The sequence below is a fragment of the Mucilaginibacter rivuli genome, assembly GCF_019391655.1.
GTDB classification, from domain to species: domain Bacteria; phylum Bacteroidota; class Bacteroidia; order Sphingobacteriales; family Sphingobacteriaceae; genus Mucilaginibacter; species Mucilaginibacter rivuli.
Window position 1 is genome coordinate 248,408 of record NZ_JAHXPQ010000005.1, and the last position, 20,194, is coordinate 268,601.

Genomic DNA, 20,194 nt, shown 5'->3' on the forward strand with positions numbered 1-20,194 from the left:
GATTACACCTGGTACAACTCCAATGGCAATCCATCAGGATCGGCAAAAAAAGTAAAGGGTTTACCGGTATGCTCATCAACCCGTATAGGTTCGGTAACAATGCCTTGCTTGTTCAGCATATTAACGGCTCCAAAAATGTCGTCTACTTCAAAAGCCAAATGCCTCAAACCAACCGCCTCCGGCCGTGATGGGCGGGCAGGTGGTTCCGGAAACGAGAATAACTCTATCTGGTACTGATCGCCAACCTTAAGGTCGAGTTTATAAGAGTTACGCTCAGCACGATACACCTCCTGCAATACCTTCAACCCCAGCACCTGCGTATAAAATCGTTTGGATGCCTGATAATCCGAACAGATAATAGCTACGTGGTGTATGCGGTTCAGTTTAAACATTTATTCGCCTAATATGCCATGCAATACGTTATCGTAAACCGAATGTGCTTCGGTTACGGTACCAAATGATTCCGAGTCGATCTCCAAACTACCCGAAGTAACCGTACCTAACAAGGTAAACTCAATTTCGGATGTGGATAGCAATTCAACAAAAGTGTCCTGCAGCTCAGGCTTAACAGATACCACTACCCTGCCTTGTGCTTCGCCGAAAAGGAAAGCATCTTTACGGATGTCTTCATCAGTATCAATGCTAAAGCCAAGTTTATTTGGCATAGCCGATTCTAAAAGGGTAATGTATAAACCGCCATCAGCAACATCATGTGCAGATTGTATCAGTTTTTGCCCGATCAATTGTTTGATCACCTGGTGCAGGTCATATTCCTTCTCCAAATCAAAATGCGGTGCAGGTGATGCCGAAATTTTATGATAAGACGCTAAGTATTGTGATGAAGCGATACAGTTAACAGATTCACCGATAAGGTAAACAAGGTCGCCTGATTGTTTAAAATCCGATGTCATCAGGGTGGCTATATCATCCATAACTCCCAACATACCAATAGTTGGTGTAGGGAACACCGGGCCATCATCGGTTGATTGGTTGTAGAAACTTACATTACCACCAGTTACCGGGGTTTCAAATTTAGTACAAGCAGCCCCCATGCCTTTAATGGCTTCAACAAACTGCCAGTAAACTTCGGGCACGTATGGGTTACCAAAATTTAAGCAATTAGTAATGGCTACAGGTTCGCCACCGGCACAAGTAATGTTACGTGCGGCTTCGGCTACGGCTATCATGGTGCCCTTTTGCGGGTCGGCATGTACGTAGCGGGAGTTACAGTCAACAGTTATTACAATGGCCTTATCAGTATCCTTAACGGCCACTACGGCGGCATCGCAAGGGCGGTTGGTTGTCATGGTAGCTGTACCCACCATGCTATCATATTGGCTGGTTACCCAGCGTTTTGAGGCAATATTAGGGTGTGATATCAAATGTTTGGCAACGGCCTTCAAATCGGCAGGTTGCTCAACGTTATCTATTTTAAATTCCTGGTTCTTTTTGTAGTAAGCCGGCTCGCGGTATTCGCGTTGGTAAACCGGGGCGCCGCCACCTAATACAAGGTCGTCTGCCGGTACATCGGCAACCAATTCGCCTTTTACATAATAATGCAAACGTTTGGTATCGGTAACCTCGCCTATGATAGCGCAGTTCAGGTCCCATTTATCAAATACGGCTTCAACCTCTTTTTCACGGCCTTTGTACACCACGATCAGCATACGCTCCTGCGATTCTGAAAGCAATATCTCAAAAGGCTTCATATTTGGCTGCCTTGTTGGTACTTTATCCAGGTCGATACGCATACCATGCTCGCCTTTGGCAGACATTTCGGAGTTTGAGCAAATGATACCCGCCGCGCCCATATCCTGCATGCCAACAACCGCACCAGTTTTTATCACCTCGAGGGTAGCCTCTAACAATAATTTTTCCTGGAAAGGATCACCAACCTGAACAGCCGGTAAATCATTCACCGAATCTTCGGTAATATTTTTTGATGCGAAAGCCGCGCCATGTATACCATCTTTACCTGTTGCCGAGCCCACAATATACACCGGGTTACCTACACCGTATGATGTTGCCGAAACGGTTTCGCCGGCCTTAACTATACCTGCCGAAAACGCGTTTACCAGTGGGTTAACGTTATAGCACTCATCAAAAAACAGTTCGCCGCCAACGGTAGGGATACCAAAAGCATTACCGTAATCGCCAATACCTTTTACAACTCCCTTAACTAACCATTTGGTTTTATCCAGTTTCAAATCGCCAAAGCGCAATGAATTAAGTTGCGCTATAGGGCGTGCGCCCATGGTGAAGATATCGCGGTTAATACCGCCAACACCTGTAGCCGCACCTTGATAAGGCTCTAAAGCTGATGGGTGATTATGCGATTCTATTTTGAAAGCACAGCCAATACCATCGCCAAGATCAACCAAACCGGCATTTTCTTCGCCCGCCTTAGCCAACATACGCGGGCCATCTTTTGGCAAGGTTTTAAGCCAGGTGATGGAGTTTTTGTAAGAGCAATGCTCGCTCCACATTACCGAGAAAATAGAGAGTTCGGTAAAGTTGGGTACGCGGCCCAGTATTTCTTTTATACGTTCAAATTCTTCGGGTAGTAAACCTAAATCTTTAGCGGTTTCAACGGTGGTGAGTTCCTGGTGCTCCAATGTTTGTTGGTTTTTGTGAGATTGCCGCAAAATTAGGAATTTGAACCGAAACAGGAAAGCTTAATGATGTTGAAAAGCATGTATTTTTAAACAACATGCATAATTACAGGCAATTGCCCGTCTCTTATTTCACAATACGAAAATTAACAGGCAGGTTATACCTAACACGCACCGGCTGACCATTTTGCGTGCCCGGCTGCCATGCAGGGGCAAGTTTTAAAACGCGGATGGCTTCTTCATCAAATCCAAAACCTGCCGATTGAGTAACCCGGATATCCGACAAATGGCCATCAGCTTCCACAACAAAACTAAGCCATACCTTACCCGATATACCATTTTTTGCGGCGGCCTCGGGGTATTGCAAATTTTGTTTCAAAAAATTATTCAATGTTGCCCTTCCACCATTTGGCTCGGGCATAACATCCGGAATATCGAGTATTTGAGGTTGCGCTGCCGCTGCAGGCACTGTTTCGGCCAACAGCACGTTGGATGAAGCAGGTTTTGGCTTGTTTATAGCCTGGCTTTCGCCATGGGCCTTGGTTTGATTTTGCGCCGTTTGTACTATTGAAGCCTCTGCTTGCTGTGTGGCAATAACAGTTGGCGTTCCGCCATTATGCTTGTGGCGGGCAGCGCTAACCTGTACGTGTGTTGGCTCTGAGGTAAACTCCTTCCTCAAATCAATAGTTACGCTTGTTTGGGTAGATGGTGTTGGCGAAACGGTTGCCGGTTCAGCCTGACTCAGCGCGACTAAAAATATAACGAGTATCATTCCCCCTGTAATCCACATCGACCGGATCATGGTACGGGCATAATGTTTTCTTAATTCATACGCGCCATAGCTTTGGTTGCGGCCTTTAAATATAAGGTCGAGCCACTCGGTATCGTATATATCAAATTTCGGAAACATAGCCACTGAAATTTATACCTAAAATTAACGAATATAATTTGCAAATGTTACCACTTATTTATGGTGATCACTTTTTTGGTAACGGTATCTTTTTTAGCTACAGGTTCGGCCTGCATGTACCCTTCCAGTAACCTCCCCTTTCCAATAGCAAACGCTGCGCATTCATCCATAAAATGATCTACATCTTTTTTATCATATTTCTTTTCTATTTTTTCGATAGGTATATCCAGTCCAATTTGTGGCACGTAGCTATTATACCTGTCGCGCATGTAAGGCGTAAAAACAAAATCGGTAAACCAATAGCGGTATTTACCATCTTTAACTTCGCAGTTAAGTTTGCAGGTTATTCCCCCGTCATCGTGCTTGGCCAGCGATGTTACCTTTGAAACCAGGAAGTTCCCATCACAAACAAAAGAAGTATTTTTTGCATCTTCTGATAATAACTTTAGCCGTCGCCCGTCTGCCGATCTTTTTATTGAAGTTAACGCACGCGCATACAAAACGCCAGCACTGTTATTTGCCGCGGTTACCACCTTATAGTATATATATTTACCATGATCATCCAGAGCCAGCGAATCTTTTTGAGCCATAGCCATTTTACAAGCAACCAGGCAACATATTAAAAACAGTACTTTTTTCATATCAGCATATACAATAAAGCCGCCCCGGAAAATACCGGGACGGCCTTAAATTTATAAATTATTCTTTGAATTTAGAACGCGTAAACAGCAGCTACCGAGAATTGACCGGCAGATTTTGTTGCAACACCTTTGCTATCAAAGAACTGAGCAGCTGAACCATTGTCCAACCTTACTTCAGGAATGAAAGTTAAAGGGCCTGATTTTACAGCAGCAGTTAAAGTAAAAGCAGTTACTGATTCGCCAGGTATTACACCGCTAAATGAACCAGGTGTAGTTGAACCTTTTTTGGCAGAAAAATACTCAGCACGTAAACCTAAAGTAACATCTTTGCTTACAGCATATTGTGGATACAAAGCAGCACCTGTAAAACCGCCGTTACCTGCATTAGGAGCAAATTTGTAGCTTGGCTGAGAGAAATCAGCCACGTTTAAACCTAATTTAAAGGCATCAGTAATTTGATAGTTTGTTGTCAGGTCAAGCTCTAATCCTGAATAGTAACCTGCAGCTACGTTAAGGTAAGCGGTCCATCCTTTTACCGGAGCGATCATTAATTGCGCACCAAAAGTTGAAAGGTCATTAGTTGATGAATAGTTATTCCATGCATCGTTAAAGATACCCGCCATTAAGCTCGCTTTATCAGAGAAAGTGTAAGTAAACTTAAGACCTGCATTTTGGAACGGGCCGTTAGTGAACAGGTACGAAGTTGAATAATTGAAGTTCCCTACCGGAGAAATTACTTCGTATCCAACAAAAGTACCCATGTAACCACCTGTTACGTTTAACTTATCAGTAAGATCATAGCTTACGTATAAGTTTTGGATGTGATAACTTGAGCCCGCAACATCAGGAATTGATTGCGACTGACCTCTTGGACCAAATGATAATTCGCCTACAAAAGATGCTTTACCAACTTTCTTTTTCAAACCAAGGTCTATCATACCTAATGATACCGAGTTTGATTCGTTCGCGAAGCTTGTTTGGATGTTTGCAGCTTTTTTACCTGCAAAATCATACTTGAAATAGGTATCAACAGAACCCGAGATCACTAAAGGTGATTCAGCCGGTTTTGCATCCTGAGCTTTAGCAGCCAGACCAGATACAGCAAGTGCACAAATAAGTAAGAATTTTTGTTTCATGATGTTTAGTTAAGATTTGATTGATTTGTTTTAAAAATTTGTTTGATTGAGTTTATTGTAAAAAGTTTAAAGTTTGTATATAGAAAATGTAGATTAATTATTGTTTTATAAAGGGGCAATATTTGCATACTGCCCCTATTTTATAATTTGCTATTGTTATATACTAACTGGCTTATGCCATTGCATCAACAACTGTTTTATCAGGATAAGCCTCAGTACCGTGCTCAAATACATCGATACCTCCAGGGCCTGTTTCGCCATGTTCTTCAACACGCAGTCTCCATGGATCAGGTAATTTATTGATCAGCCACATCATACCGAATGCCACAATAAAGGTACCTACGGTTACTACCGCGCTACCTACAAACTGAGCCTCAAGTAATTTAACGCCACCACCGTAAAATAAGCCCGATAATGCCGGAGCCACAGGGTAAGCACCTAATGTAATGTTAGGATCGGCAAATAAGCCCAATGATAAGGTACCGAAGATACCGCACATACCGTGAACCGGAACCGCGCCGATTGGATCGTCAATACGCAGGTATTCTAAAGCGTAAGTAGCAACATATACTACAATACCGGCAATAAAGCCTATTAGTACAGCACCCAGCGGTGATACCCAGTAACAAGGGCAGGTAATAGCTACCAAGCCACCAAGTAAGCCATTCAGTGTAAAGCCTAAATCAAATTTACCTTTAGTTGGGCCAAACCACAGGGCCATTAACATGGCTCCAAAACCACCTGTACAGGCGGCAATTGTTGTGTTGAATGCCACGCGGCCAATACCTTGTGCATCCATAGCTGACAGGGTACTGCCAGGGTTAAAGCCATACCAGCCAAACCATAATAAGAAAGCACCAACGCAAGCTACCGGTAAGTTGTGCGGAGCAGGCATACCACCTTCTTTGCTGTCGCGCATAAACACACGACCGATCCGTGGGCCCAATACCATTGCACCGGCTAATGATATAATGCCACCTATGGTATGTACTACTGTTGATCCGGCAAAATCATGGAAAGAAGTACCCAATTGAGGTAAGAAACCACCGGTTGAACCCATAGTTACTAACCAGCCATCCGGCCCCCAGGCCCAGTGACCTATAATTGGATAGATAAAACCTGTTACACCAATACTATAAAGGATATCGCCACGGAAAGAGCAACGACCGATCATAGCACCCGAAGTAATGGTAGAAGTAGTATCAGCAAAAGCGAACTGGAATACCCAGTGAGCCAAAATTGGAACACCATAAGCTTCGTAAGTTTCAGGTGTGTTTTGTAAAAAGAACCAGTTTGTAATGGTATGGCCATCTTTCATTAAACCACCCCAGCCAATAAAGCCGTTACCATGGCCGAATAAAAAGGCGTAACCTATAGCCCAAAATAATACACCACAAAGGCAGGTATCAAAAACACACTCCATTAAAACGTTAACCGTTTCGCGTGTACGGGCAAAACCTGCTTCTAACATTACGAAACCTGCCTGCATACCAAATACCAGAAAAGCCGCAACCAACATCCATGCAGTGTTAATTGAATTGATCACCGAAGTGTTAATGTCGGCTTGTGTAGGAGCCGCTGCTGCCTGTGCATGACCTAACAAGCCAGGCAAACTAACCATAGCAGTTAGAATAATTAATAATCCAAGAATTTTTCCTGAAAAAACAGTCACACCTAAGCGCCATTTTTCCGGAGAGATACCCAACCAGCCCGAAGAAGGCCTTTGACCGCCGCCACCGGTTGATAAAAATTGCGGGAGCAATTTACTTTTGATACTTGTTACGTTCATAGTTTGTTTATTTTAGTTTGTTTGATAAGTGAGTTACGAGTTTTAAGGGAGTATTCTCTATTTTTAAAGCTTAATTTATATAACAAATAACAAAATTGATAGAATTGATAGAGATTTTTTTGTGTTTTTAATTAATTTACGCCTATTTCTATTAATTCATGATGATTATTGGAATTATTTGATGAAATTATAAGTAATATTTTAAAAAAACAAACGAAATCGTAAAAAACTTTTAATTTTTTATCAAAATCAATACGAATACGTACCTATAATTAAAATTTTCAATTTTTCACTAAAAAAGGAAAGTGTTATCAGTAGTTTTATATTTTTGATGCACATATTATAAACAATTAAAATAAAATCATGTCGAACATCCGATTTCAGGCTTTACAAGCCGTGCTTACCCGCACAATACCTGAAGTAAAGGTACCGGGAACCAAAATTTCTGATTTTTATGGCTCAAATGTTTTCGATAAAAAGAAAATGATGGACTATTTATCGAAAGACGCGTTCCAAAGCATTGTAAGCGCTATCGAAATTGGCGAACCTATTCCGCGTGATATGGCAGAGCAGGTAGCTTCGGCCATGAAGGCATGGGCTATGAGCAAAGGAGCCACACACTATACCCACTGGTTCCAGCCATTAACAGGTACCACTGCCGAAAAACACGATTCATTTTTTGAGCCCACTGCAGATGGCGCTGCCATTGAACGTTTTAGCGGTGATGCGTTGGCACAACAGGAGCCTGATGCATCAAGCTTCCCGAGCGGTGGTATCCGCAATACTTTTGAGGCACGTGGCTATACCGCCTGGGACCCCTCATCACCAGCTTTTATTATAGAAAGCAACAGCGGTAAAACTTTATGTATCCCAACAGTATTTGTATCGTACACCGGCGAGGCATTAGATTATAAGGCTCCTTTATTAAAGGCGCTAAGTGTATTGGATAAAGCCGCGGTTGATGTATGTAATTACTTTGACAAAAGTGTTGAAAAAGTAAATGCATCATTAGGTATTGAGCAGGAATATTTTTTAGTTGACATTGCCTTATTTAATGCACGCCCCGATCTGTATTTAACAGGGCGCACTCTGTTTGGCCATATATCTGCCAAAGGGCAACAGTTGGAAGACCATTACTTTGGTTCGATACCGGAGCGTGTGTACGCCTTTATGCTCGACATGGAAACCGAAGCACTTAAATTAGGTATCCCATTAAAAACACGCCACAACGAAGTAGCTCCATCGCAATTTGAGTGTGCGCCGATATATGAAGAGATCAACTTAGCCATCGATCATAACCAGTTATTGATGGATGTGATGGATAAGGTTGCCAAGCGCCACAACTTTAAGGTATTGCTGCACGAAAAACCTTATGCCGGTATTAACGGATCGGGCAAGCACAATAACTGGAGCATGATAACCAATACAGGTAAAAACTTGTTAGCTCCGGGCAAAACCCCTAAGAACAACCTGATGTTCTTAACTTTCTTTGTAAATACAATTAAGGCAGTACATGAATATGCCGATCTGCTTCGTGCATCTATCGCATCGGTAAGTAATGATCACCGCCTGGGTGCTAATGAGGCCCCGCCGGCTATTATGTCTATATTTTTAGGCAGCCAGTTGAGCGACCTGCTTGACGAGATAGAAACATCGCGCATTAGCAAGCGTATTAAGGAAGAAGCTTTACTGTGGCAAGGCATCCCTAAAATACCACAAATTTTGCGCGACAATACCGACCGTAACCGTACATCGCCATTTGCCTTTACCGGAAATAAGTTTGAGTTTCGCGCGGTAGGTTCATCTGCAAACTCATCAAGCCCGATGACAATTTTGAACCTGATTGTTGCCGACCAACTTAAAAAATTTAAAACTGAGGTTGATAAACTGATAAAAAAAGGCGAGAAAAAAGACATTGCCTTATTAACCGTTATTAAACGATATATCAAAGAATCGAAAGGGATACGTTTTGAAGGGAATGGCTATAGCGAAGAATGGGAAAAAGAAGCTGCTGCACGCGGTTTATCAAATACCAGGTCAACGCCTAAAGCTTTAGATGCCCTTATCAGCGAAAAAGTTGAAAAACTTTTTGAAGATACAGGCGTGTACAGTAAACGCGAAAGCCATGCAAGGCACGAGATAAAACTTGACAGCTTTTACAAGAAGCTACAAATTGAAGCACGCTTAATTGGCGAGTTGGTAACTAACGTTATCTTACCAACATCAATAAACTATCAAACCAAACTGATAGAAAATGTTAAAGGGCTAAAAGAGATAGGTATGGGTAAAGAAACCTATGCCGCGCAAATGGACATCATCGAACGGATATCAGCCCATATTAATTTCATTAAAACCAATGTGGAAGAAATGGTTGACGAACGTAAAAAAGCTAATGCTATTGAAGACATACGCGAAAAATCAATTGCTTATGACGAAAAAGTAAAAAGTTACTTTGAACCTATACGTTACCATGTTGACAAACTGGAACAAATAGTTGACGACTCGATGTGGCCGTTGCCAAAATTCAGGGAGTTGTTGTTTATTAAGTAAGATGATTTTTTAAATCTCCAAAAGGGTTGATTATTACAAATAGTCAGCCCTTTTTAATTAAGCGGATTTTTCCAAAAAAACCACAAAAAACATATTGTAGCTATAGAAAACAACCGATTAAAAAGAGTGCAGCATTTGCCAACATCCTAAAAAAGCCGACAGGTTTGCAATTTCAACTTTTTTTAGAGTATATTGGTGCTTTATTTCTACCTGATTGATGAAAATTAACATTAAACATTTACCCGATGTACTTTTCAGGTATCGGCAAAGACTGGAATATTTTTCCCTGTTTCTGCTGGTATTCGTGGTAATTGCAAATTTTGATAAAATTCGTGAGGATAAACCCTGGGAAGATACATCACTTGTCTTATCAATATGTATCGTATTATCGATCATTATCGCAATGATATGGGTAAGGGTACAACTCATTAAAGCAAATATTCTGGCACGCGAAATTAAGCGTAATGTGGTACCTAAAGGCCCTGAGCGGGATGCCCTGATAGAAAAACTATCAACCCGCCAAAGAGAGATACTTGAACTGCTGTTATTAAAAATACCCAACAGGGAAATAATGGGCGAACTTTCTATAGAGCACCGCGCCTTTAAATCGCATATGGACAGGATATACCGGGTGCTGTTCAGGATCAAAGCCGGGAAGAGCCAGGCCGCTTAACTATTCAATTAATCTCTCTCATTTTCAGTTACATTTATTTTGTAACCCCGATATTACACCTACTCCTTTTAAACATTCTGTGCCAGGGGTTGTCTTACCTATAAATACCATAACTATTTATACCATGAAAAAGATAACAAAGGTTTTTGCATTAGCTGCCGCCTTAACCCTAAGCGCTACATTGGCATCGCAAGCGCAAATAGTAGTTCGTGTGCGCCCCAACCGTCCGCACGTTGTGTATCACCGCCCACCAGCACCATCGCCCCGACATGTTTGGGTTGAAGAAGACTGGGCCCCACGAGGCCGTGGCTATGCATGGCACGGCGGCCACTGGGAAGCCCCGCCACGTGAGCGCGCGGTTTACGTACCCGGCCGTTGGGAAAAACGAGGCCACGGGCAAGTTTGGATAGCTGCTACATGGCGATAAGCAAATTGATCAATAATAAAAAAGGAGAAGGTTAACCTTCTCCTTTTTTATTATAACTCTTCATTTCTTTTTTCTGTCGCCTCCAAGGCTTCATCGGTGCGCTCTTCCAATGCTTCTTTTACTTCATCATCCTTTTCGTTCAAAATCATTTCATCAATATATTGATGTTTCAACCTGTCGTAAAACGATTCTTTGTCAATCAATACCGCTGCCAGGCTTGCTACCATTCCGGCAAGTATCAAATGGAATATTACGCTGTTACGGTCGGTCATTTCCAGCACCAAAATCACTGATGTAAAAGGCGAACGGGTTACCCCTGTTAAAAAGCCAACCATTCCGGCAAGTATCAGCATATTGGTATCGCTTTCGGGTAAATGCATCCAACCCGATATTAACGAGCCTACCCCTGCCCCCGCGCTTAAAGCAGGTGCAAAAACACCACCCGAGGCACCGGTAGTAAATGAGATGACCGAGCCTACCATTTTTAACACAGGTGCGTACCATACCGAATATTTATCATGGGTGAATAGTACACGTACCATCAGGTCCTTACCCGACCCTAAGATACCGAGGTCAACAAAATATGCCAGAAATGCCATCACCAAACCACCTGCAATAACATACAGGGCCTGGTTATATTTAAACTTCATGCGGCGCTTAAGCTTAAAAATAAACATAATAAATTTTGCCATGCCACTGCCAAGCATACCTGTAACAATACCAACCAGCGCTATGCCTAAAAATATAAAAGGTGCCAGGTTATCTATTTTAGGGAAACCCAGGTACAGGTAAGGCCCCAATAATGCCTGTGCTGATAAGCCTGCTATAATAACCGACGAAAAAATAGCAGTTTTAAAATAGCTGAAATGCGTTTTAGTAAGTTCTTCGATAGCAAACACGATACCGCCCAACGGGGTGTTAAATGCTGCCGCTAAACCTGCCGCGGCGCCGGTAACCATCATATTGCGTTTAGCAATTTTAGGCCACCAGGCAGGCAGCACCTGGTATACCAACTTATAAACAGATGCCGCTATCTGGATGGTTGGCCCCTCGCGCCCTATTGTTGCACCACCAATGGCCATTACCAAACTTGATGCTATTTTGATAACGATAATGCGAAAGCTCAGCAGCTTATCAACAATATAACTTGTAGTTGGCGATGATACCTGTATAGCCGCCGCTACCTGGGGTATGCCGCTGCCTCTTGCATACGGGGAAAATTGCTTTACCAGCCACCATGCCACTAAAAAACACAACGGCATTGATATAAAAAGCAACCATACATGATAGTGTATAATAAGATGCGAAAGCTCTTCGGCCCACAAAAACATTTTGGCGTATACCACTGCTACAATACCGGTTATAACAGAGGCGATCCAGAAAGGGATAGCCTGTAAAGCATTTTTTTTAAGATCTTCGTTTCGGATCCTATCGAATGAGCGTTTTAGTTGGGAGCGTAGCCAGTGGACAATTATCATTAAGTGTGCAGGTTTTTATGACCAATATTATGGAAATATTGATTTTATTAGGGGAGAATGCACCAAAGTTACTAATTACACAGCATTTAGGCCTTAATTAATTTGAATTATGCCTAATACTAATTAGATGAGGGGTTTTATGCGAACAATAATTAGATTTGCGCATGATTTCCTCGCAAAGATATGATCAGCGTGGTGTATCGGCTTCTAAAGACGATGTACACAACGCCATAAAAAACATCGACAAAGGCATTTTCCCACAGGCGTTCTGCAAGATCATCCCTGATATTTTAGGCGGCGACCCCGAATATTGCAACATTATGCATGCCGATGGCGCGGGCACAAAATCATCATTAGCGTACAGCTATTGGAAAGAAACGGGTGATATGTCTGTTTGGCGTGGCATAGCACAGGACGCCATTATTATGAATGTGGACGACCTGCTTTGCGTGGGCGCTACCGATGGAATCCTGCTATCATCAACCATAGGCCGTAACAAAAACCTGATAACCGGCGAAGTTATAGCCGCCATTATTAACGGTACAGAAGAGGTTTTGCAGCAACTACGCGATGGCGGCATGGGTATACACTCGACCGGCGGCGAAACCGCTGATGTTGGCGACCTGGTGCGTACCATCATAGTTGACAGCACGGTTACCTGCCGCATGAAACGTGCAGATGTAATATCAAACCACAACATACAAGCTGGCGATGTAATAGTTGGCCTGGCATCATACGGGCAGGCATCTTATGAAACTGAATACAACGGTGGTATGGGATCGAACGGATTAACATCTGCACGGCATGATGTATTCAATAAAACCATTGCCAACCAATATCCTGAAAGTTTCGACCCGGCCGTACCTGCCGACCTGGTATTCTCAGGTTCAAAAAAACTAACCGACCTGGTAGAGATAGATAACGAACAAAATATTACCGCGGGTAAACTGGTGCTATCGCCAACCCGAACCTATGCACCGGTTATTAAAGCCATGCTGGACGCTCACCGCAGCCAGATACACGGCATGGTACATTGCAGCGGCGGCGCGCAAACAAAAGTTTTACATTTTGTAGATCAACTGCATATTATCAAGGATAACCTCTTCCCTATCCCGCCACTGTTTAAAATGATACAGGAAGAAAGCGGCACCGACTGGCAGGAAATGTACAAGGTATTTAACATGGGGCATCGCATGGAGCTTTACGTACCCCAGGAAATTGCAGCACAACTCATCAGCATATCCGAAAGCTTTAATATACCCGCACAGGTTATTGGCCGTGTTGAAGCCGCTGATAAAAAACAAGTGACAATAACTTCGGAGTTTGGGGAGTTTGTGTATAATTAAGGGGTAGTCCTATATTATTTACTCATGTACTTTTTATAGTCTTCCTGAAAATCAGTGAGGCTTGTACAAATGGGTTTACTTTCTCCATTAAATAGTAATACGCCAAAAAATATGGTATCCAATTTCATGATATATATTTTTCCGGATGAGGTTTTGAACCGGATGCTACCTTCCGATTCGCGCTGTATTTTTGGACATTTAACAGAATCCAAATAATGCTTCGCTACTGACATATAATATACATTATCATCAATAACAGCATCATAACCAGCCTCATCCTGATTTGCTTTTTTTACTTTATTTATCAACCTTATGCTTGGCTCAATAATAATAGCACCCGGCTTGTTCACCAGGTTGGTATCTATTATTAACTTACTATTGCCATAACTATACAATTTAGTTTTGGTACTGCTACCAACACTATTGCAGGCATTTAAAAAGATCAATAAAAACACACATAACAATTCTCTCATTCTATTGAGTTTCATCACAAGCAAATTGAATATTAATTAACTGCACATTACTTTTTCATATAACCGGTGTAACTACCCGGCATATCACCCATATTGGCAAATACAGGTTTATCTTTACCGTTAAACAGGATGATATCATAAAATAAGGTATCCAGTTTCATCGTATAAATTTCGCCTTTGGTGGTTTTAAATTTCATCAGGCCTTCTGTTTCGCGCTCAACTTTGTAAGTCTGGATAGAATCAAGGTAATGCTGCGATTCGTACATGTACAACATACCGGCATTTAGCACCGTACCAAAAACGTCGCTTCCATATTTGTTTTTCTTCGCGTTTATCTGGCGCATATTTGGGCGAACGATAACGGCGCCGGGTTTGTTTAACAACATGCTGTCCGGGTATTGGGTAAGCGTATCAACTTGTTTGGCGTCCCCTGCATTATTTACTGATTGATGACAGCCGCTGAGTATAAACAATATGGGCAGGTGTCTTACTATTATTTTAACAAGCGGGTTATTCATATGGCAAAGTTAGCCATTTACTTTATTTTGATAATTTTCTTTAAATCGCCCTCTTCAATTTATCATAAGTTATATTTAGTAAACAAAAGGCAAATTTAAAATCGTTTTAATTAAATATTATCCTTACACTTGTTGCCCCTAATATATTAGCTATGGTTCAATCACTTCGGCAACAAATTGTATCGCAATTTAAGTCGTTAAATTTAGACAACGATAAAGAATTAAAATACACCATTGCTTTTGCTGCCAAGGTATGTAAAACCCGTATTGCATTGATCACCTTAGCTGATAACAATACGAAATGGCTCAAATTAAGCAAAGGGCTTAATATTGAACAAACAGCGCATGTGCTTTCTTTTTGTAATGCCATTAAGCAAAAGGGAGTAACGGTTGTTAATGATACCTTTCTTGACAACCGCTTTTCCGACCATCCAAATGTAGTTTCAAATCTTAAGATCAGGTTTTGTGCTTGCGCGCCACTTGTAACGCGCGAAGGGCACATCATAGGCACCCTATGCTTATTAGATTATAAACCCCATGAGCCAGATGCTGAACAGAAGGCAATGCTTAAATTATTGGCCAAACATGCAATGAGCATAATGGAACAAAAAGTAAGTTTCGGCAAAATGGAGCAAATATTTAATGAGTTAAACAAAGAAAGAGAAGAAAGAGTTACTACCCAGCTCAAATTAAGGGCAATGTTTGAAGGACTTACTGACCAATATTTTTTAATAGGTAAAAAAGGTGAATTGATTGATTTTAATCGCGCGGCTTACGATGCCGTACTTCAAAATCACAACCAAAAGCTTTTTTACGGGCAACCTATAAAAAACGTGCTGACCAATGCTTATAAATACGGCTTTAGGCTTCATTTTAAAAATGCATTAAAAGGTGAGCGCGAACAGTTTGAGATACAGGCTGATTATGGTAAAAAAGGCAAGATATGGTGGGAATGTGTGATGGCCCCGGTGAGTAATACTGATAATGAGATTATTGGAGTATCGTACGTAGTGCGTAATATTGATACCCGAAAGGTGTTTGAAGAAAAGATCATCGAACAAAACAAATTGTTATCTCGCATTGCCGAAATACAATCGCATGATTACCGCGGACCTGTAGCTACAATTTTAGGCTTAATGAACCTGATTGAAAATGATAATTATATCGCATCAAAAGAATACCTTCAGATGATGCAAATTGCTGTTAATACGCTTGATGAAAAAATACACGAGGTAGTTGAAACTGCTCAAACTTCGAAGATGTCTGCATAATCAATTGCGCCGAATATCATCTCAGGCTCAAATTAAAAACCTGCACTACTTCATAACCCCGATTAATTTTAACTTAGCCCCACAATTAACACCATGGGCTACCACTCTCTCCGATCCTGCGTTACCGACCTTGAAAAACATGGTCATTTGATTCGTATTAAACAGGAAGTTGACCCATACCTCGAAATGGCAGCCATACATATGCGTGTATATGAGCATGGCGGGCCAGCTTTGTTATTCGAAAATATAAAAGGCAGCAAGTTTCCGGCGGTATCTAATTTGTTTGGCACAATAAACCGTTCTAAATTTATATTTCGCGATACCATCGAAAAAATAAAGGTATTGGTTGATCTGAAGAACGATCCGATAAAAGCCTTAAAACATCCCTTTCAATATTTAAATGTGGCGGCTACCGCCTTGTCGGCTTTACCGATGAAGGTTAATGGCAAGGCGCCCATAAATTTCGGTCGTTGCCAGATCAGCGATATCCCACAAATAGTAAACTGGCCTATGGATGGCGGCCCCTTTGTTACCATGCCACAGGTTTATACTGAAGATATAGACCAGCCCGGTATAATGAATGCCAACCTGGGCATGTATCGCATACAATTGGCAGGTAATGATTATATACAGAACAAGGAGATTGGCCTGCATTATCAATTACACCGGGGTATTGGCATACACCAAAGCAAGGCTAATGCAAAAGGACAGCCGTTAAAAGTTAGCATTTTTGTGGGAGCCCCCCCCTCGCACCCGTTGGCGGCGGTAATGCCTTTGCCTGAAGGATTATCAGAGATGACCTTTGCCGGGGCTTTGGGTAACCGCCGTTTCCGTTATTATTATGATGACGAAGGCTTCTGCATTTCTGCGGATGCCGATTTTGTGATTACGGGCACAGTAATGCCCGGCGAAAACAAACCCGAAGGCCCATTTGGCGACCACCTGGGTTATTACAGCTTAACGCACCCCTTCCCGCTGATGAAGGTAAACCGAGTTTACCATAAAGAAGACCCAATATGGAGTTTTACGGTAGTAGGCCGCCCGCCGCAGGAAGACACCAGTTTTGGCGCGCTGATACACGAAATATCGGGTGCGGCCATCCCGAAAGAGATACCGGGCCTGCACGAAGTTCACGCCGTTGACGCGGCAGGTGTACACCCTTTGCTTTTTGCGATAGGTAGTGAACGTTATACTCCCTATTTAAAAGAACGCAAACCACAGGAAATACTCACACTGGCTAATCATATATTAGGCAGCAACCAATTGAGCCTGGCTAAATACTTGTTCATCACCGCTAAGGAAGATAACCCCCAGCTTAATTCGCATGATATCCCCCGGTTTATGCGCCATGTGCTGGAACGTATTGACTTGACCCGCGACTTACATTTTTACACCAAAACCACTATTGATACCCTTGATTATAGCGGTACTGATATTAACAGTGGCAGTAAGGTAGCTGTGGCCGTGGCAGGAGCAGTAAAAAGAGAATTGTTGAACGAGTTACCCGCTAACTTTAGCCTGCCCAACCTGTTCAATAACTACAAAATGGTAATGCCGGGTATATTGGCTGTTGATGCTCCAAAATACATCAGCGCAGTTGAAACACAGAAACAGCTGGATATTTTAAACAATCATCTTAAAAACGAGCAATTAGATGGCCTGCCGCTGATAATACTATGTGATGATGCCGGCTTTACTGCCCAAACCATTAACAATTTTGTTTGGGTAACCTTTACCCGCAGCAACCCAAGTCATGATATACATGGCATAAACAGCTTTACCGAACATAAGCACTGGGGTTGCAAAGGTCCTTTAGTTATTGATGCGCGTATTAAGCCGCATCATGCCCCGCCGCTGATTAATGACCCGGCTATTGAAAAACGCGTGGATAAATTGGGTGAAAAAGGCAGCGAGTTGTTCGGTATTATTTAATATCTTGCTAAAGCTAAAAATACAAATACATTTGCCTGCCCAATGAAGTTTTTTTACCTGTTGTTTATCTTAACAGTAATTTCTATCGGAGCGTATTGCCAAAGCTTTTATGTATTTACAAATACCGGTACCGTAAAAAAGGTAACACTCAACTCGGGTGGAGTAACTTTGGTTGATATTAATATGTGTAGCCTCAATAACGGCGCGGCTATAGCTTTATATAAAAATACTTATTATTCCAATAACGGGTCGATCGTTCAGGGCGACTTATCCGGCAATACTGTAAATAATTGTAAAAGACTATCGGTTTCAGCTCCTTCGGGAAACTCGTTAACTGCTGATTCGACCGGGGTGCTTTACATGGATAACAATACATCCTTATATAAAATAGACCCTAAAACACTTGCTTTAGTTAAATTAGGCAATATGCCTTTCACCGCTGGGGGCGATTTGATCTTTTACAAGAAAGACCTGTACCTGGCATCAACAGTTGGCATTGTAAAAATAGACCAGAACAATACCATGAACAGTAGCCTGCATATACCTATTTCGGGAAGTGTATACGGATTGGCCGCCGTGGCTTACAGCAGTACGCAAAATAAAATATATGCAACAGTAATTAACAAAACAAACCCCGGTACAACCGATCTTATTGAATTGGATATGGAAAACCGTGCCATTGTAAAAACGGTTGCCACATTGCCATTTATTGTTTATGATGCCGCAAGCGATGTGGAAGGCGGCACCGTACCTCCAATAAAAATAACATCAATTACGCAATCGATGGAATGCCCTTATACCGGCAAGGGTGTTGTTCAGGTTAATTGCGAAAATCCGTTGGTTGATTATCAGTACATTTTTAATAATACGATAACCAATACAACAGGTGTATTTACCGGGATATCGCCCGGAACTTACAATATCAGGGTAAAATCAACATTGGCAACAAAGGATACCACAGTAACCATTAACGCCCATGCTTTTGACAAGCCTGTCGTAACACCAACAAAAATAGATGAATACTGTAATCACAAAGGCCAGATCAGTTTCACTATAAACGGAAACAGCAGTTTGTATACTATTCAATCAGGCACATCAAATTTTCCGGTAAACCATGTATTTACCAACCTTGATGCCGGTAATTACTTTTTTAGTTTACTTAATTTAAGCGGTTGCCCTATTGACACTTTTACCCTTAAATTAAACAAAATAACATGTACTATCGATATTGATTCGATAACCGTACACAAAACTTGTGCCGACCTGCACAACGGCAACATCCAGGTTTATGTTATAAAACAACCTGCTGTATCTTATACGTATCTTTTTAATAATAGCATCAGCAATACTACCGGGGTATTCAACAATATTGCACCAGGAAATTACCCCATCAATATTAAAACCTCCGATGGCGTAAGTAAGGATACATCAGTAATCGTCCCCGATTACTTTTTAACTAAACCAATAGTCGGCATATCAAAAACCGATGAGAATTGTGACCAAAAGGGTAGCATCAGTTTTTCAACAAGTTTGGGCGCCAGCCTTTATAATATTCAATATAATAGCACAACCTATCCTTTTAATAATGTATTTAATGGCCTAACTGCCGGCGAATACCGTTTTAAATTACAGAATAGAAACGGCTGCCTTATAGATACCTTTTATGTAGCGTTGCAAAGGGCAAAATGTAATATCGTTATTGATTCGATTAGCATTCACAAAACATGTGCTGATTTACATAAAGGCGATATACAGGTTTACCCTGTACAACACACTACAGTAACATACACTTACCTGTTTAACAACAGCATCTCTAATACAACAGGGCTGTTTAATAATATTACCCCGGGTACTTACCCTATCAATATTAAAAACAGTGATGGCCTGAGTAAAGATACATCGGTTACCATCCCCGATTTTTATTTACAAAAGCCTGCGGTAACTTATAATACTGTTGATCAAATTTGTCATTTATCCGGCAAGATCACGGTATTTGCGCAAAAGAGTAATGAGCAGTATAGTGTTAAACTTGGCACAGCTACACATCCGTCGGGCTATGTATTCAACCTTGTTGCGGGCAGCTATTTATTCTCGGTGTTAAACAGCAATGGTTGCCTTGTTGATACGTTAACCATCAGCATAAAATTTGAGCAATGCCAGCCTGTTATTTTCCCCAATACCTTTACGCCTAATAACGATGGCATAAACGATATTTTTAAACCTATCCAAAACGGAAGGGCTACGCAATATAAATTATCAATATTTAACCGTTATGGTGGCCTGATGTTTACCTCTGCCGATATGAACATTGGCTGGGATGGAACTTATAAAAATTCGTCGGTACCTGTGGGCGCTTATTATTGGCTGGCAACCTATTATAATAATGATGAAAACAAGTACAGCTCGCAATCAGGTTCTGTTCTGCTGGCCAGGTAGTA

General features: G+C 41.7%; 16 protein-coding genes. 7 read left to right on the forward strand and 9 right to left on the reverse strand.

The window, feature by feature from the left end; all coding sequences use genetic code 11:
• Window positions 1–2: 2 nt before the first annotated feature.
• The 6 genes from gloA2 to KXQ82_RS13760 form a co-directional block, all read right to left on the reverse strand.
• On the reverse strand, window positions 3–392 hold the full coding sequence (gloA2, locus tag KXQ82_RS13735; RefSeq protein WP_219488967.1) for an SMU1112c/YaeR family gloxylase I-like metalloprotein: 390 nt from the start codon (window positions 390–392) through the stop codon (window positions 3–5).
• Complete coding sequence (purL, locus tag KXQ82_RS13740) at window positions 393–2,615, reverse strand: phosphoribosylformylglycinamidine synthase subunit PurL (protein ID WP_219488968.1); 2,223 nt, start codon at window positions 2,613–2,615, stop codon at window positions 393–395.
• A 124-nt stretch (window positions 2,616–2,739) separates the two neighbouring features.
• Window positions 2,740–3,522 carry an energy transducer TonB gene (locus KXQ82_RS13745; protein ID WP_219488969.1) on the reverse strand — a complete coding sequence of 261 codons (783 nt, stop codon included), beginning with the start codon at window positions 3,520–3,522 and terminating at the stop codon, window positions 2,740–2,742.
• Window positions 3,523–3,569: 47 nt separating this feature from the next.
• On the reverse strand, window positions 3,570–4,163 hold the full coding sequence (locus KXQ82_RS13750; protein ID WP_219488970.1) for a DUF4468 domain-containing protein: 594 nt from the start codon (window positions 4,161–4,163) through the stop codon (window positions 3,570–3,572).
• A gap of 71 nt (window positions 4,164–4,234) precedes the next feature.
• On the reverse strand, window positions 4,235–5,299 hold the full coding sequence (locus KXQ82_RS13755) for a porin (protein WP_219488971.1): 1,065 nt from the start codon (window positions 5,297–5,299) through the stop codon (window positions 4,235–4,237).
• Window positions 5,300–5,471: 172 nt separating this feature from the next.
• On the reverse strand, window positions 5,472–7,088 hold the full coding sequence (locus tag KXQ82_RS13760; protein WP_219488972.1) for an ammonium transporter: 1,617 nt from the start codon (window positions 7,086–7,088) through the stop codon (window positions 5,472–5,474).
• A gap of 363 nt (window positions 7,089–7,451) precedes the next feature.
• On the opposite strand from KXQ82_RS13760, the gene KXQ82_RS13765 reads away from it, so the two are divergent.
• From KXQ82_RS13765 to KXQ82_RS13775, 3 genes are all read left to right on the forward strand, one after another.
• A complete protein-coding gene (locus KXQ82_RS13765) occupies window positions 7,452–9,638 on the forward strand; it encodes a glutamine synthetase III family protein (protein ID WP_219488973.1) in 2,187 nt (728 codons plus the stop codon).
• 217 nt (window positions 9,639–9,855) lie between these two features.
• The gene (locus KXQ82_RS13770; protein WP_219488974.1) at window positions 9,856–10,311 is read left to right on the forward strand and encodes a hypothetical protein; all 456 of its coding nucleotides are present in this window, start codon (window positions 9,856–9,858) and stop codon (window positions 10,309–10,311) included.
• Between the two features lie 124 nt (window positions 10,312–10,435).
• On the forward strand, window positions 10,436–10,738 hold the full coding sequence (locus tag KXQ82_RS13775) for a YXWGXW repeat-containing protein (protein ID WP_219488975.1): 303 nt from the start codon (window positions 10,436–10,438) through the stop codon (window positions 10,736–10,738).
• Window positions 10,739–10,788: 50 nt separating this feature from the next.
• On the opposite strand, the gene KXQ82_RS13780 is transcribed toward KXQ82_RS13775, so the two are convergent.
• Entirely contained in the window at window positions 10,789–12,216 is a 1,428-nt protein-coding gene (locus KXQ82_RS13780; RefSeq protein ID WP_219488976.1) for a chloride channel protein, read from the reverse strand.
• A 164-nt stretch (window positions 12,217–12,380) separates the two neighbouring features.
• On the opposite strand from KXQ82_RS13780, the gene KXQ82_RS13785 reads away from it, so the two are divergent.
• On the forward strand, window positions 12,381–13,562 hold the full coding sequence (locus KXQ82_RS13785; protein ID WP_219488977.1) for an AIR synthase related protein: 1,182 nt from the start codon (window positions 12,381–12,383) through the stop codon (window positions 13,560–13,562).
• 14 nt (window positions 13,563–13,576) lie between these two features.
• Here the strand turns inward: KXQ82_RS13785 and KXQ82_RS13790 are convergent, their stop codons facing one another.
• Both KXQ82_RS13790 and KXQ82_RS13795 read right to left on the reverse strand, forming a co-directional pair.
• Window positions 13,577–14,050: a hypothetical protein gene (locus KXQ82_RS13790; RefSeq protein ID WP_219488978.1), complete on the reverse strand. Its 474-nt coding sequence runs from the start codon at window positions 14,048–14,050 to the stop codon at window positions 13,577–13,579.
• 32 nt (window positions 14,051–14,082) lie between these two features.
• Window positions 14,083–14,553: a hypothetical protein gene (locus KXQ82_RS13795; RefSeq protein WP_219488979.1), complete on the reverse strand. Its 471-nt coding sequence runs from the start codon at window positions 14,551–14,553 to the stop codon at window positions 14,083–14,085.
• A 152-nt stretch (window positions 14,554–14,705) separates the two neighbouring features.
• Between KXQ82_RS13795 and KXQ82_RS13800 the strand changes: the two genes are divergently transcribed.
• The 3 genes from KXQ82_RS13800 to KXQ82_RS13810 all read left to right on the forward strand — a co-directional run bounded on the left by KXQ82_RS13800 (window position 14,706) and on the right by KXQ82_RS13810 (window position 20,192).
• Window positions 14,706–15,824, forward strand: a complete 1,119-nt coding sequence (locus KXQ82_RS13800; RefSeq protein ID WP_219488980.1) for a GAF domain-containing protein — start codon at window positions 14,706–14,708, stop codon at window positions 15,822–15,824.
• 93 nt (window positions 15,825–15,917) lie between these two features.
• Entirely contained in the window at window positions 15,918–17,756 is a 1,839-nt protein-coding gene (locus KXQ82_RS13805; RefSeq protein ID WP_219488981.1) for a UbiD family decarboxylase, read from the forward strand.
• A gap of 42 nt (window positions 17,757–17,798) precedes the next feature.
• A complete protein-coding gene (locus KXQ82_RS13810) occupies window positions 17,799–20,192 on the forward strand; it encodes a T9SS type B sorting domain-containing protein (protein WP_219488982.1) in 2,394 nt (797 codons plus the stop codon).
• Window positions 20,193–20,194: the final 2 nt, after the last annotated feature.

Coding starts and splice junctions, on each gene's coding strand:
- gloA2 (WP_219488967.1), bottom strand. CDS start 392: ATGTTTAAACTGAACCGCATACACCACGTAGCTATTATCTGTTCGGAT.
- KXQ82_RS13745 (WP_219488969.1), bottom strand. CDS start 3,522: ATGTTTCCGAAATTTGATATATACGATACCGAGTGGCTCGACCTTATA.
- KXQ82_RS13750 (WP_219488970.1), bottom strand. CDS start 4,163: ATGAAAAAAGTACTGTTTTTAATATGTTGCCTGGTTGCTTGTAAAATG.
- KXQ82_RS13755 (WP_219488971.1), bottom strand. CDS start 5,299: ATGAAACAAAAATTCTTACTTATTTGTGCACTTGCTGTATCTGGTCTG.
- KXQ82_RS13760 (WP_219488972.1), bottom strand. CDS start 7,088: ATGAACGTAACAAGTATCAAAAGTAAATTGCTCCCGCAATTTTTATCA.
- KXQ82_RS13765 (WP_219488973.1), top strand. CDS start 7,452: ATGTCGAACATCCGATTTCAGGCTTTACAAGCCGTGCTTACCCGCACA.
- KXQ82_RS13770 (WP_219488974.1), top strand. CDS start 9,856: ATGAAAATTAACATTAAACATTTACCCGATGTACTTTTCAGGTATCGG.
- KXQ82_RS13775 (WP_219488975.1), top strand. CDS start 10,436: ATGAAAAAGATAACAAAGGTTTTTGCATTAGCTGCCGCCTTAACCCTA.
- KXQ82_RS13780 (WP_219488976.1), bottom strand. CDS start 12,216: ATGATAATTGTCCACTGGCTACGCTCCCAACTAAAACGCTCATTCGAT.
- KXQ82_RS13785 (WP_219488977.1), top strand. CDS start 12,381: ATGATTTCCTCGCAAAGATATGATCAGCGTGGTGTATCGGCTTCTAAA.
- KXQ82_RS13790 (WP_219488978.1), bottom strand. CDS start 14,050: ATGAAACTCAATAGAATGAGAGAATTGTTATGTGTGTTTTTATTGATC.
- KXQ82_RS13795 (WP_219488979.1), bottom strand. CDS start 14,553: ATGAATAACCCGCTTGTTAAAATAATAGTAAGACACCTGCCCATATTG.
- KXQ82_RS13800 (WP_219488980.1), top strand. CDS start 14,706: ATGGTTCAATCACTTCGGCAACAAATTGTATCGCAATTTAAGTCGTTA.
- KXQ82_RS13805 (WP_219488981.1), top strand. CDS start 15,918: ATGGGCTACCACTCTCTCCGATCCTGCGTTACCGACCTTGAAAAACAT.
- KXQ82_RS13810 (WP_219488982.1), top strand. CDS start 17,799: ATGAAGTTTTTTTACCTGTTGTTTATCTTAACAGTAATTTCTATCGGA.